Raw genomic sequence first — 12,913 nt, 5'->3', positions numbered from 1 at the left:
AAAACAGACTAGTCCAGGTATTGGTTTATCAAAGCACTCACCTCTTCGGCCCGGTTTAAGACCACCAGATGCTCGCCGCCTTTGAGCACGTGGACGTTGGGGTGCTGGGGCACGGGCAACACTTTGTCAGCGTCTCCGTGGATGACCACCATCTCAAAGCCTTTGGCCTGGTGCTTCCATTTCAGAATCTGGGTGAGGGACCAGCGCAGGAAGTGGATATCGGTATCCTGGACTATGGAGTTGAACAGCTTCCGTTCCTCTGGGTCATCCACCCCAAACAGCCAATACCCTGGCACCGGCCATTTCTTGGCCAGGTTAAATGGAAGCCACTCCTGTAATTTCAAAAAACCGCCTAACCTGAAGTGCCACGGCAAGGCATTGGTATCTGCCAGGCTGGAAAGCAAAATGACCCGCTTGACCGGAATGAGTTTGGCTATCTCCTGGGCCACCATGCCGCCAAAACTCAGCCCAACCAAGATAGGCGGTTGGTCAGACGGCTCCATCTGGGGCAGGAGGCGCTGCGCGTAATGGCTTAAGGACTCGGCAGGTTCTGGCTTAATCCATTTTATCACCTTCGGGGAGGGGTGCTTCAGTTTCAAGTTATGAAACAAGCGCTCATCGGCGCCCAACCCACTCAATAAATACACCGGTGCCTGCTGACTCATGGTCTGTAAACTGAATTAGCGTGAAGTAGGTTTTGCCCGAAGGACTGCGGTTTGAATACCGTTTTTGGCCTGTTATCCAGAATATAGGCTAAAAACGAACTCAGTCGTTGGAGATGAACGTGTCCATGGGAACGTCGTGGTGGTCGCCGGCCAGGTAGCGGTCAATGATGGGATGCACCAGATACAACAACGGGGTTAAAATGATGGCCACCGTGAATTTGTATAGGTAATTAATGACCGATACTGAGAGCACCGTCTTCAAATCCCAGTTCCCGAAGACATAGAATGCAATAAACAGCACCACCACCGTGTCTACCAACTGGGAGATGAGCGTGGAGCCTGTGGCGCGCAGCCAAAGCTTCTTGCTGCCGGTCAAATGCTTGAGTTTATGGAACACGTAGGCGTCCAGCAACTGCCCCACCAAAAACGCTACCAAAGAACCGATGATGATGCCCAATCCCTGTCTGAACACGCGGTTAAAGGCGAAGTCCATGTCAAAGGCGCTTCCGTTGGGGCCTTGGTTGTTCACATCCAGCCAGAACTGCGCCGGAGGCAAGCCTGTGGCCGCCACAATCACCAGAAAGCCGTAGGCAATGAGAATGGCGGTAAGCACGCTAATCTTCTTCACGCCGTCCCGCCCGAAGTACTCATTGATGATGTCTGTGGTCACAAACACAATGGGCCAGATGATGACCCCCGCGGTCAAATTGAAATCAAGGGCGGCCCCCAACACCGGAATCTGCGCACCGGGTAGACCAAAAAGCGCCTCGCCTGAGAAAATCTTGACGCCAATCAGTTCTGCCAGCAAGGCATTGGTCAAAAAGATGCCGCTCAACACCATGAAGAGCTGTCTTTTTCTATAGCCCATGGACTGGGCAGCGGTGGCAATGGACATGGGCTTTGTTTGTTAAATAGTGTCGCAAAGATAGTGCTTATGCGATATTGTTAGTTAATTAACTGCCAGACTTGTAATTGGTTGGTGATGTCTCGTTTTGGACAGTTTTCAGGAAATGAGGCCAAAAGCGAAATATGGTTCATGCCTGATTGTCAATTGTCTCAATGTTCTAATTCTACTAATGTCAACACCCCTCTACGCTCCCCTCAAGGGGAGAATCTGCGAGTAGTAGAAGTCCTTACTACTAGCACCAAAACCAGTCTTCCCGACGAGCCGCCTAAGCAGATTGCTGTGTCTGACTAGCCGGCGGTCCCGACAATTCAAGGAAGTGTAAAGAACCGGAGGTGGTACTATGCAAAAGAGGCAAGCTGGTACAGCGCGAGGCGGGAAGACGGGGCCCCGCGGCCGCGAGCGCTTGGCGGAGACAATGCAACGAAGGAGCATAAGGGCACCGGAATAGAAGACTTTCTTAGGAACAGCCAATGGGAAGGCACAAAATCTTGCTTGCAGAAAGGCAGTCATGGTCGTTGTTGATAACATCAGCAACGGCAAGCAAATTTATGGGCGATAAGGCAGTTTCTGTTTTTGATTATAACAACCAAAGATATAGGTGACTACTCCAAGACATTAATAGTCTTTCCTTCAACTGCCAGATTCGTATTCGGAAATACGGCCTGCGCCTCTGCTAGAAGCGGGGTTAAGTCCTTGTAGCGGGCCGAGAAATGGCCGATGAGCAGACGCTTTACCTGAGCCTTCAACGCCAGTGTAGCCGCCTGCTGAGCCGTACTATGAAAGGTGTAGTCCGCGCGCTGGGTCATGTCACTCAGGAACGTAGACTCATGGTAGAGCAGATCCACTCCTTTAATCAGGGGCAGAATATCTTCTTTGTACTTGGTGTCTGAGCAGTAGGCGTAACTGCGGCTATGCTTGGGATTGGTGGTTACATCTGCGTTCCGCACCAATATCTTACCGGCTTCATCCAAAACATCCTCACCCCATTTCAAGCGCACCAGCTGAGGCGGCGTCAAGAAGGCGGGAAGTTTGCTTTTAAGCAGGTGGCGGGGCTTTTGCTTTTCCTTGAACAGGTAGCCACAGCAGTTGATGCGGTGTTGCATGGGCAAGGTGTGCACCGTGATGGTTTTGTCCTCAAAAATCTTCCGGGAGACGGTGGTGTCTACTTCATGGAAGTTGATCTTGTAAGGAAGCTGGGTGCCGGCGTACTTAAACTGGAGAGATAGAATCTCAGCTAAGCCTTTAGGTCCAAAGAGGTTGAGGGAGGCGGTGCGCTGCTGCAAATGCATGGTAGACAGCAAACCGGGTAAGCCAAAATAATGGTCACCGTGGAGGTGACTAATGAAGATGTTACAAATGCGCTGATGCTTTACTTTGTAACGCATCAGCTGCATTTGTGTACCTTCTCCGCAATCAATCAGGTTTAATTGATTGCCAATTGCCAAAAGTTGGGCGGTATGATGTCGGTCAAAAGAGGGCGTAGCAGAAGAACTGCCAAGGATTTTTAACTCAAAGTCCAAACCGACGCCCTTTTAGACTATTCTTCTTTCTTGGTAAGATCGCTCTCAATCTCGTGTAAGAACACACGGTCAATACCTTCTTCTACCGTAGGCAAGATGTTCAACACAGACTCTAACTTAGAGATAGTGATCAACTTCATTACGTGCTCCTGCAAGCCAGTCAAGATCAATACTCCTCCAGAAGAGTTGCAAAGACGGTTAGCAATCAGGATAGAAGAAAGCCCTGATGAATCTGTATATTTTACGTTGGTAAGATCTAGGATCAAATTAGTTATACCTTCTGCGTTCAATTTCACAAACTCTGACTTCAGATCTGGCGCGATCGTGGTGTCAAGCTTCTTTTCATCTATCGTGATGACGGTATAATTCTCTTTTTTATCAATTGTGTACTTCATAAGTAACAGCAAAAAGGTTTAGAGTGCGAATCTACCAAAAATTGGTGGAATATCTGTAACAAACTAGGTTAAAAAATGTTGGCGGCAATGCTCTTCTGCAAAGCTTCCAGGTCCTGGGCGTAGGGCTGGGGGGAGAACGTTTCGCCTAGGACTTGCTCGTATAATTCAATGTAACGCTGGGATATTTCGGACACCTTCTCATCGGTCATCTCGGGCACCTGCTGGCCGTCCTTCCCTTGGAAACCTTGTTCTATCAGCCATTGACGTACAAATTCTTTAGAAAGTTGCCGTTGCGGCTGGTTGGCATCTTGTCTCTCTTGGTAACCCTCTGAGTAAAAGAACCTTGAAGAATCTGGGGTGTGTATTTCATCTATCACATAGATGACCCCGTCTGCCTTCCCGAACTCATATTTAGTGTCCACCAAAATCAAGCCTCGCTCAGCCGCCAACTCGGTGCCTTTTTGAAATAGCGCCCTGGTGTAAACTTCCAATTGTTGGTACTCTTCTTCAGAGACTATGCCTTGGCGGATGATTTCCTCTCTAGAGATGTCCTCGTCGTGGCCTTCGGCAGCTTTGGTAGTGGGGGTGATGATGGGCGCAGGCAGTCTGTCGTTCTCTTTCAAGCCTTCGGGCATAGAAACGCCGCACACCGTACGCTTGCCGGCGCTGTACTCGCGCCAGGCATGGCCGGCCAGATACCCGCGTATTACCATCTCCACTTTATAAGTCTCACATTGCTTGCCAATGGTCACGTTGGGTGCCGGATGACTGATGACCCAGTTGGGCACTACGTCTTTGGTAGCTTCCAGGAATTTGGCGGCAATCTGATTTAAGACCTGTCCTTTATAAGGAATGGCTCTGGGCAGAACCACGTCAAAGGCAGAGATGCGGTCGGTGGCCACCAGGGCCAGCTTGTCTTGAAAGTAATAGACGTCCCGCACCTTGCCCCGGTAGAAGCCGGTCTGCTGCGGAAAATGGAAATTGGTTTCTTTGAGCGCTTGCATGGCGTGGGCTTAAGGAGGCAAAGTTAGAAAAGGATGCGAAGGGGGCAAGCAGAAAAAGCGGTTTCCGTTTTTGGCCTGTTTTCCAGAAAAGAAGCCGAAAACGAAAGTGCACAAACCTGCGTAGAGAAAAAAAGAAAAAAATAGACGAATTTTTGTTTTTGTCCAATTCGTCTATACATTTGCGTCATCAAGTCAATTATTCCGGTAGTTGATTTATAAAGAAGAGTGGAGAGACAGGCTCTGTGAAGCTCTAGCAACCTACCTTGGTGTAAGGTGCTAATTCCTGAACCCAACCGCATAGTGCGCTGGGGAATATAAATTGATACAATGATGGAAAAGCAATTCCAAACCATTCGTCAAATCACAGCAGAGCACTTTCAAGTGTCCACCCAGACCCTTGTGTCTGCAATCCTCACTTTCTTGCCTAATCAGCAGCGAATGCCCGTGCTGGGTTATTGTTGCTGTTGTTGCCGCTAATCCAGCTTTTTCTCCTTCTTGTTTTCAGGGCTAACCGCGCGTAGCCAACTGGTTCTGCGCGTCCATATTTAGCCTCCTGTCTTGTTTTTGTTCAATTTTAAATTGTAACCTGGAATTCCCATGTCCTTATCCTACCATTTTGATACCCTTCAGCTACACGCTGGCCAAGAAATAGACGCTACCACCCGCTCCAGAGCGGTTCCTATCTATCAGACTACCTCTTACGTGTTTGAGAACGCGGCCCACGGCGCTAATTTGTTCGCCTTAAAGGAGTTTGGCAATATCTACACCCGCATCATGAACCCCACCACCGATGTGTTTGAGAAACGCATTGCTGCACTGGAAGGGGGCGTGGCTGCTGTAGCAGTCGGGTCTGGTCAGGCGGCCCAGTTCATTGCATTAACCAACATCCTGCAGGCCGGCGACAACTTTATTGCCTCCAGCAACCTGTACGGCGGTTCTTACAACCAATTCAAGGTGGCTTTCAAACGCCTGGGCATAGAGGTGCGCTTTACTAAAAATGACGAGCCAGCCTCTTTTGCCAAACTGGTGGATGAAAATACCAAGGCCTTCTACCTGGAGACCATTGGTAACCCGCGCTTTAACGTTCCAGACTTTGAGGCTATTGCTGCGGTGGCTCTAGGGCACAAGCTTCCATTAGTAGTTGACAACACCTTCGGCGCGGGCGGTTACCTGTTTAGGCCGCTGGAGCACGGCGCCAACGTGGTCGTGGCTTCGGCTACCAAATGGATTGGCGGGCACGGCACCAGCGTGGGCGGCGTGATTGTAGACGGTGGAAACTTCAACTGGGGTAACGGCAAGTTTCCGCAGTTCAGTGAGCCGTCAGAAGGTTACCACGGACTCAACTTCTGGGAGGTGTTCGGTGCCGACGGCCCGTTTGGGAACATTGCCTTCGCCATCAGGGCCAGAGTAGAAGGTTTGCGAGATTTCGGTCCAGCCATCAGCCCGTTTAACTCCTTCCAATTACTGCAAGGCCTGGAGACGCTCTCCCTGCGCGTGGACCGGACGGTGCAGAACGCCCTGGCCCTGGCCCAGTGGCTGGAAGAACACCCGGCCGTGGAAAGCGTGAACTATCCGGGCCTGTCTTCCAGCCCTTACCACCACTTGGCCAAACGCTACCTCAAACGCGGCTTTGGCGGGGTCTTGAGCTTCAATTTGAAGGGCGGCAAGGAAGAGGCTGAAATCTTCGTGAACAACCTGGAACTGGTGAGCCATCTGGCCAACGTAGGCGATGCCAAGACGCTCATCATCCATCCCGCCTCTACCACCCATCAACAGCTCTCAGAAGAGGAGCAACTATCTGCGGGAGTGAACCCAACGCTCTTGCGCGTGTCAGTGGGCATTGAGCACATTGATGACATTCAAGCAGATTTTGAACAGGCGTTTGCCAAGGTGAAATTGGCTCGTCCGGTCGCCGAGGCGCTTAATTAAGAGAACCATGTTGAAAGGAAGAGTTTTTGAATACAAGGAACCCTTTGAGTTGGAGTCTGGGCGGCATCTGCCCGGCTTCCAACTTTTCTATACGACCTGGGGCACGCTCAATGAGTCCCGTGACAACGTCATCTGGGTATGCCATGCCTTCAGTGGCAACACATTTGTAAAAGATTGGTGGGGCGGCCTCTTCGGCGAAGGCAAAACCTTTGACCCAGCCAAACATTTCATTGTCTGCGCCAACACCTTGGGCGGTTGCTACGGTTCTACGGGACCCTTGTCCGTGAACCCAGAAACAGGTCGGCCTTATTATCACCAGTTCCCAGCGCTCACCAACCGGGATGTGGTGAAAGCCTTCCATCTACTGCGCGAGCACCTGGAATTGGACACCATCCAAGTGCTGATAGGCGGTTCTTTGGGCGGACAGCAGGCCTTGGAATGGGCGATTGCATACCCGGAGGTAATTCAGCGCTTGGTGTTAGTGGCTTCCAACGCGGTACAGTCACCGTACGCCATTGCCCTGAACGAGACCCAGCGGATGGCCATAGAGCTGGACGTGACCTGGCAGTTGAACACAGACGGCGCCGGCGCGCAGGGTTTGCAGACGGCGCGGGCCATGGCCATGCTGTCATATAGAAGCTATCAGGCGTATCATCTGGGACAGCGCGAGCAAAGCTCAAAGTCTTTGGAAAAGTACAGAGCCGCTTCTTACCAGCGCTACCATGGAGATAAGCTTGCCCAGCGGTTCAACGCCTTAACGTATTGGCACCTTACTAAAATGCTAGACTCGCATAATGTAGGCCGGGGAAGAGGCAGCGTGGAAGAAGCCTTGAACCAAGTGCAGGCGCAGACCTTAGTGGTGGGCGTAGATTCAGATGCCTTGTTTCCCTTGAAGGAGCAGAAGTTTGTGGCCCGCTACATCCCAAATGCTACTTTTCAAACCATACAGTCTGAACTAGGCCACGACGGATTTCTGCTGGAAACCGATCAGCTAGAACAAATTATCACCTCCTTTCTGGAGCAAAAACCGCAGAGAAAGACATGGATACCAACCGTATTTTAAAGATAGGCTTGTTTGGGTTTGGGTGCGTAGGGCAGGGGCTCTACGATATTCTGCAACGGCAGCCCGGTTTTCCGGCGCAAATAGTGAACATCTGTGTGAAGGACCCTTTGAAAGAGCGCTCATTGCCTGCCGACTGTTTCACCTTTGATGCCCAGGAGCTTCTCAATGACGACAGCTTGGACATTCTGGTGGAAGCCATCAGTGACGCCCATGACGCCTATGACATTGTCACCTCGGCGCTTCGCCAAGGCAAGCGGGTGGTGACCGCCAACAAGAAAATGGTGGCCCATCACCTGGAGAAGCTGTTGCAGTTGCAGGCCGAATATGGCGGCGTGCTATTGTATGAGGCGGCAGTGGCCGGGGGCATTCCCATTGTGAGAACCGTGGAAGAATACTTTGGTCAGGAGCCGGTGAGCAGAATCTCCGGAATCTTGAACGGGTCTTCTAATTACATCCTCAGTCAAATTTTCAAGGAGCAGAAACCCTATTCAGAGGCCTTGCAGGAGGCCAAGGACAAAGGCTTTGCTGAATTAGACCCTTGGTTAGACGTGAGCGGAGCTGACTCCCGGCACAAACTCTGCATTTTGGCGGCCCATGCCTTCGGTAGAGTCCTCGCGCCGGAAGAAGTGCCGTTTATCGGCATCAATGCCTTGGCCAAAGCAGACTGGGAGTTTGCCAAACGCCGAGGGGCGGTCATTAAATTGGTGGCTTCCCTTCATAACACCGAGGAAGGCAATCTGGTGCCCTTGGTGTTGCCCACCCTGGTCAACCCCATAGACGACCTGTACACGGTGGAGCAGGAATTCAACGGCATTGTGGTGGAAGGGGCCTACGCAGGCGCACAGCTGTTCAAAGGAAGAGGAGCAGGCGGTCACCCAACAGGTGCGGCGGTATTGTCAGACATCACGGGTCTTTTGAAGAGCTATCAATATCAGTACAAGAAACTGCATGAGCAGTTGGAAGAAGCCGGGTTAGATACTGATTTTGAATTAGAGGTGTATGTACGCACCGAGAATGTCGCCTTGTTGGGAGCACTCGGCCTAACTCAAATAAAACTTCTTCAACGGCAGGGAGAGTCCATCATCCTGGTAGGGAACGTGACGCTGGGTGCGCTGGTCAAATACCAGGAGAAACTCAGGGAAACAGGCTCAATTGTGATGGCCACCTCTTTGCACTACATTGCCGCTCAAGAAAAGAAAAAAGCCACGCCAGAGTTGGCAGTGGCCTTGTAAGATAATGCTTGTTAATAGTTCGTTTAATCACGTAAAGCGCCCGACATCTAAGTTGGGCGTCTTCGTTTAAAAACTATTTTAATAAAATCGTTTTCGGGCTGTTTCTTGGAAAACAGCCCGAAAACGGAAGTTAATTTACATACACCGCTTGTACACGGTTGCGCAGGTTGTATTGGTTGGCCATCACCTCGCCGTAGGCACCGGCGGTTCTAATGGCCATTAAGTCGCCGCGTTTGGTTTCTGGCAGCTGGATGGCTTTAGAGAAACTGTCTGTAGACTCGCAGATGGGTCCTACCACGTCATAGGTCTGGGCGGGCAACGTGCTGCTCAGGTTGTCTATGTGATGATAGGCCTGATACAAGGCAGGGCGCATCAATTCTGTCATGCCGGCGTCTAGAATCACAAAGTTGGTTTTTTGGCCGTGCTTCATGTAGAGCACCTTAGAAACCAAGGTTCCGCTGGCGGCTACCAGCGCACGGCCCAATTCAAAATGCACCTGCTGGCCTTCGCGCTTTTCCAGCAACCTGTGGAAGATGGCAAAGTAATTGGCAAAGTCTGCAATGGTGTTGGTGTCTGGGTTCTTATAATCCACGCCCAGGCCACCGCCCACATTCAAATGCGGAAACGTATAGCCCTTGTCCTCAAACCACTGCTGTATCTCATTCACGCGCGTGCACAGGTTCTCAAAGGCCCGCAAATCTGTAATCTGCGACCCGATGTGGAAGTGCAGGCCAATCAGTTTCAAGTTGGTCCATTGGGCAAGCTGCGGTAATAAGGCGTCCAGTTCCCAGGCGTTTATCCCGAACTTGTTTTCTTCCAGACCGGTGGTAATGTTCTTGTGCGTATAGGCGTCTACGTTCGGGTTAATGCGCAGGGCCACCTGGGCCACTTTGCCTTTGGCGGCCGCCAATTCATTAATGACTTCCAGCTCCTGGCTAGACTCGCAGTTAAAGCAAAAGATATTGTTGTCAAGCGCCAGGTTGATTTCAACGTCAGACTTGCCCACTCCGGCAAACACCACATGCTCCGGCGTGAAGCCGGCATCCAAGGCACGTTGCACTTCGTTGCCGCTCACGCAGTCGGCCCCGAAACCGTGGGCAAGCACTTCTGCCAGAATAGGCGCGTTGGCATTGGCTTTGAGGGCGTAGTGCACCTGGTACCCGTATTTCTGGGCTTCAAACTGCGCCGAGGCCAAGGTTTGGCGCAACAGGCCAAGGTCATACAAGTAAAAAGGCGTAGGGTGCTGGCTTATCTCAGAAAGATGGTTCTGCAACATTAGTTTAAACTCCTTTCTAAAAACACGCCCTCGTTGATAGCCAGCAAGGCATCGTTCTTCTGACTGGTGTTCACCAGCAGGCTGATGTTGTTCTTGCTTCCGCCGTAGGATATCATGCGCAACGGAATCTCCTTCAAGGACTGAATCACGCGCAGGGCATCCCCAGGCTTGTCTTCCATGAAATCTCCCACCACGCAAATGATGCTCAGGTCTGTGTCAATTTCTACATTCCCGAAGCCTTGCAATGCATCTATTATGCTGGACAGGTTAGTATCATTGTCAATGGTCAGAGACACCGCCACCTCAGACGTGGTAATCATGTCAATGGGCGTCTTGAAACGCTCAAATACCTCAAACACGCTGCGCAGGAAACCATAAGCCAACAGCATACGGCTGGACTTGATTTTGATGGCCGTGATGCCGTCTTTGGCCGCCACCGCTTTAATGGTGTTGCCTGTTTTCTTAGACGAAATCAAGGTACCCGGCGCTTCTGGCTGCATAGTGTTCAACAGCCTTACCGGAATGTTGAACTGCTGGGCCGGCAGTATGCTGGACGGGTGCAGAATCTTCGCGCCAAAATAAGCTAACTCCGCGGCCTCGTCAAAAGACAGCTCGGCAATAGGGTAGGTGTTCTTGACAATGCGCGGGTCGTTGTTGTGCATGCCGTCAATGTCGGTCCAAATCTGGATTTCCTGGGCACGCACCGCCGCACCAATAATGGAGGCTGAATAGTCACTGCCGCCGCGCTTCAGGTTGTCAATCTGGCCCTGGGCATTGCGGCAGATGTAGCCTTGGGTGATGAACAGTTGGTTGTCTGGGTATTGGGCCAACTGCTGTTGCAGGTGCTCCCGGATGTAGGCCTGGTCTGGCTCTTCATCCTGGGTGATGCGCATAAACTCCAAGGCTGGCAACAAAACAGACTGCTTGCCCTGCTCTTCCATGTAAATCTGGAAAAGTTGGGTAGACAGCAATTCGCCCTGCGCCAGAATGATTTTCTCAGAGGCAGGAGAGAACGAAGAAGTGAACGTACTTCTGATGTCCTGGAACGTGGTGTCTATGACCTGTTTGGCCTTGTGTTTAGAAGCGTCCTGTTTATATAACTCAGAAATCACCTGTTTATAGCGATTTTCCAGTTGACTTGTGAAACGTTCAGCCTGCGCCACGTCTTGTTGCGCCAGCTGCTGCCCAATCTGAACCAGGCTGTTGGTAGTGCCAGACATCGCTGACAAGACGACCATCACCGGCTCCTGTGTGGGGAGGAGTTGTGAGACGGCACCCATGCGTTCTGCTGAACCCACAGACGTGCCCCCAAATTTCATGATTTTCATAAAACGTAAATAAAACCTGCGAATTTACTAAACAAAGTCTAGATACCGGTAAGCCAGAGTGGATTAGACAAGATTTATTCCTCTTTTTATGCAGGGCGTTTTTGGGCTGTTTTCTGGAATTAAGGCTAAAATCGACATTGCATTTGCTATTAGGCATTGTTTACTTCTAACAGTATTCTTTTTCCCTATTGTCATCCTGAAAGGACCTTGTGGGCATGCTGTAGACACGCTTACTAAAGAAGAAATACCTTAGATTGAAAAGGAACGAGCACTTTGTTTCAATGCCTTTGCCTACTTAGTTCGCCCACAAGGTCCTTTCAGGATGACAAAGGTGGCTATGGGCTTTATGTAAGTACTATTTCCTGCTGATCTAAAATCCTGCAAAACCTAAGAAGGATTTTAAAGGGTTCGCAAAATCACGCTGGCCGAGTTACCGCCAAACCCAGCGGCATTGACCATCACCGCTGTAGGAGCTAGAGGAGCACTAGAAGCATAAGAAAGTTGAAGCCGTTTTGAGATGGATTGCTTCTGCAAGAGCGCCAAGGCCAGAGAGAGACTCAAGGCCCCAGAGGCTCCCAAAGTATGGCCTATCTGATTCTTATTGGTGAATAGGGAAGGTTGATGTTCACCAAAAACACTGGAAACCGCTGCTACTTCGGCGGCGTCACCTGCCTTGGTGCCGGGGGCATGCAAGACAAGGGCGTCAATTTGCTCAGGAGAAAGTTGCGCCTGTTGAAGCGCTTCTCGCATGGACCTTTGAAAATGCTGACCGTCCTTGGAAACCCCGGTTTTTGAGGGCGTCTGCTCCAACCCCATGCCCACGCCCGCCACTATTATCCGCTGGTGGGTGGGCAGTAGGGAAATCTCTGCTCCGGTCATGCGCTCCAAGGCAAAAATTGCGGCGCCTTCACCTAGGACAAAGGTATTCTGTTGTCCGTTCAAGGGGCGGCAAGGCTGGTCATTGGCTGCAATATGGGAATAGATGCCAATCGCCCGCATCTGGGCCAAGGTGAAGTCGGTGAGCGGCGCCTCGGTGCCGCCTACCAAAAAACGCTTCGCCATGCCGGCCTTTAACCAGGCCACCCCATTGGCTACTGCCTGCAACGCCGTACTGCACGTGACTGAATGACTTATCAACGGGCCTTGCACCGCCAAATCCTGCGCCACCCAACTAGCCAGATTGCCTAAGGTTGTGCTAGGGGAGGCCATGGGAGAAAGCCGCTGCTCTGGATGGTTTAGAAAATCCGCATGGAACTGCTCAAATAAACCCGTCGCCCCTCTGGAGGAGCCAAGGTTAATGCCAATGGAATGTTCATTGGTATCCCAACCTGCTTGGTGAACTGCTTGCCTGGCGGCCGCAATAGCTAACAGGACTGAACGGTCTAAGGAGGCGTATTTGGGTTTCTCTGCCAACAGCGCTGTGAGCATTTCTTCAGAGGAAGCAGAAACCGGCGAAACAGCTAGGTTCTGGTTTCCTTTCAAAGAAGTGAAGCAAGACTTGCCGGTGGCATAGGACGCAGCCACTTCAGCCTCCGTACTGCCCAGGCCCGAAAGCGAACCCATGCCTCTTACCACAATCCATTCCTGTTGCATC

11 protein-coding genes and 1 riboswitch are annotated in these 12,913 nt (G+C 51.2%); of the genes, 3 read left to right on the top strand and 8 right to left on the bottom strand.

The annotated features are described in order from the left end of the window. Positions 1-8 precede the first annotated feature (8 nt). From TH61_RS16720 to TH61_RS16700, 5 genes are all read right to left on the bottom strand, one after another. On the bottom strand, positions 9-665 hold the full coding sequence (locus TH61_RS16720; RefSeq protein ID WP_066511840.1) for an alpha/beta fold hydrolase: 657 nt from the start codon (positions 663-665) through the stop codon (positions 9-11). 100 nt (positions 666-765) lie between these two features. Next, the gene (locus TH61_RS16715; protein ID WP_066511834.1) at positions 766-1,560 is read right to left on the bottom strand and encodes a queuosine precursor transporter; all 795 of its coding nucleotides are present in this window, start codon (positions 1,558-1,560) and stop codon (positions 766-768) included. 614 nt (positions 1,561-2,174) lie between these two features. Next, positions 2,175-3,092 (bottom strand): ribonuclease Z, encoded by a 918-nt coding sequence (locus tag TH61_RS16710; protein ID WP_066511831.1) that lies wholly within the window; start codon positions 3,090-3,092, stop codon positions 2,175-2,177. A gap of 17 nt (positions 3,093-3,109) precedes the next feature. Next, a complete protein-coding gene (locus TH61_RS16705; protein ID WP_066511830.1) occupies positions 3,110-3,487 on the bottom strand; it encodes an STAS domain-containing protein in 378 nt (125 codons plus the stop codon). A gap of 68 nt (positions 3,488-3,555) precedes the next feature. Next, on the bottom strand, positions 3,556-4,491 hold the full coding sequence (locus TH61_RS16700) for a phosphoribosylaminoimidazolesuccinocarboxamide synthase (RefSeq protein WP_066511829.1): 936 nt from the start codon (positions 4,489-4,491) through the stop codon (positions 3,556-3,558). A 210-nt stretch (positions 4,492-4,701) separates the two neighbouring features. Then, positions 4,702-4,812, top strand: a riboswitch (SAM riboswitch). A gap of 276 nt (positions 4,813-5,088) precedes the next feature. Between TH61_RS16700 and TH61_RS16695 the strand changes: the two genes are divergently transcribed. Genes TH61_RS16695 through TH61_RS16685 form a run of 3 tightly spaced genes read left to right on the top strand, consistent with a single transcriptional unit; the run spans position 5,089 to position 8,715 of the window. Then, positions 5,089-6,420 carry an O-acetylhomoserine aminocarboxypropyltransferase/cysteine synthase family protein gene (locus tag TH61_RS16695; RefSeq protein ID WP_066511825.1) on the top strand — a complete coding sequence of 444 codons (1,332 nt, stop codon included), beginning with the start codon at positions 5,089-5,091 and terminating at the stop codon, positions 6,418-6,420. Between the two features lie 7 nt (positions 6,421-6,427). Beyond that, positions 6,428-7,483 (top strand): homoserine O-acetyltransferase, encoded by a 1,056-nt coding sequence (metX, locus tag TH61_RS16690; protein WP_066511821.1) that lies wholly within the window; start codon positions 6,428-6,430, stop codon positions 7,481-7,483. Further along, a complete protein-coding gene (locus TH61_RS16685; RefSeq protein WP_066511818.1) occupies positions 7,462-8,715 on the top strand; it encodes a homoserine dehydrogenase in 1,254 nt (417 codons plus the stop codon). Before metX ends, TH61_RS16685 begins: the two co-directional genes overlap by 22 nt. A 130-nt stretch (positions 8,716-8,845) precedes the next feature. On the opposite strand, the gene lysA is transcribed toward TH61_RS16685, so the two are convergent. The 3 genes from lysA to TH61_RS16670 all read right to left on the bottom strand — a co-directional run bounded on the left by lysA (position 8,846) and on the right by TH61_RS16670 (position 12,912). Continuing rightward, positions 8,846-9,991, bottom strand: a complete 1,146-nt coding sequence (gene lysA, locus TH61_RS16680) for a diaminopimelate decarboxylase (RefSeq protein ID WP_066511815.1) — start codon at positions 9,989-9,991, stop codon at positions 8,846-8,848. Next, on the bottom strand, positions 9,991-11,319 hold the full coding sequence (locus TH61_RS16675) for an aspartate kinase (protein ID WP_066511814.1): 1,329 nt from the start codon (positions 11,317-11,319) through the stop codon (positions 9,991-9,993). The genes lysA and TH61_RS16675 overlap by 1 nt, the downstream gene beginning before the upstream one ends. A gap of 399 nt (positions 11,320-11,718) precedes the next feature. After that, positions 11,719-12,912 carry a beta-ketoacyl synthase N-terminal-like domain-containing protein gene (locus TH61_RS16670; RefSeq protein WP_066511813.1) on the bottom strand — a complete coding sequence of 398 codons (1,194 nt, stop codon included), beginning with the start codon at positions 12,910-12,912 and terminating at the stop codon, positions 11,719-11,721. Between the last annotated feature and the right edge of the window lies 1 nt (position 12,913).

The organism is Rufibacter sp. DG15C (assembly GCF_001577755.1).
In the GTDB taxonomy this organism is placed as follows: domain Bacteria; phylum Bacteroidota; class Bacteroidia; order Cytophagales; family Hymenobacteraceae; genus Nibribacter.
The sequence above is the reverse complement of the archived record's forward strand: the minus strand, read 5'-3'. Positions and strand labels throughout refer to the sequence as shown.

Bases quoted from the DNA above. Each gene is read 5' to 3' on its own strand.
- TH61_RS16700 (WP_066511829.1), bottom strand. From the start codon at position 4,491: ATGCAAGCGCTCAAAGAAACCAATTTCCATTTTCCGCAGCAGACCGGC.
- TH61_RS16675 (WP_066511814.1), bottom strand. From the start codon at position 11,319: ATGAAAATCATGAAATTTGGGGGCACGTCTGTGGGTTCAGCAGAACGC.
- TH61_RS16715 (WP_066511834.1), bottom strand. From the start codon at position 1,560: ATGTCCATTGCCACCGCTGCCCAGTCCATGGGCTATAGAAAAAGACAG.
- metX (WP_066511821.1), top strand. From the start codon at position 6,428: ATGTTGAAAGGAAGAGTTTTTGAATACAAGGAACCCTTTGAGTTGGAG.
- lysA (WP_066511815.1), bottom strand. From the start codon at position 9,991: ATGTTGCAGAACCATCTTTCTGAGATAAGCCAGCACCCTACGCCTTTT.
- TH61_RS16705 (WP_066511830.1), bottom strand. From the start codon at position 3,487: ATGAAGTACACAATTGATAAAAAAGAGAATTATACCGTCATCACGATA.
- TH61_RS16670 (WP_066511813.1), bottom strand. From the start codon at position 12,912: ATGCAACAGGAATGGATTGTGGTAAGAGGCATGGGTTCGCTTTCGGGC.
- TH61_RS16695 (WP_066511825.1), top strand. From the start codon at position 5,089: ATGTCCTTATCCTACCATTTTGATACCCTTCAGCTACACGCTGGCCAA.
- TH61_RS16685 (WP_066511818.1), top strand. From the start codon at position 7,462: ATGGATACCAACCGTATTTTAAAGATAGGCTTGTTTGGGTTTGGGTGC.
- TH61_RS16720 (WP_066511840.1), bottom strand. From the start codon at position 665: ATGAGTCAGCAGGCACCGGTGTATTTATTGAGTGGGTTGGGCGCCGAT.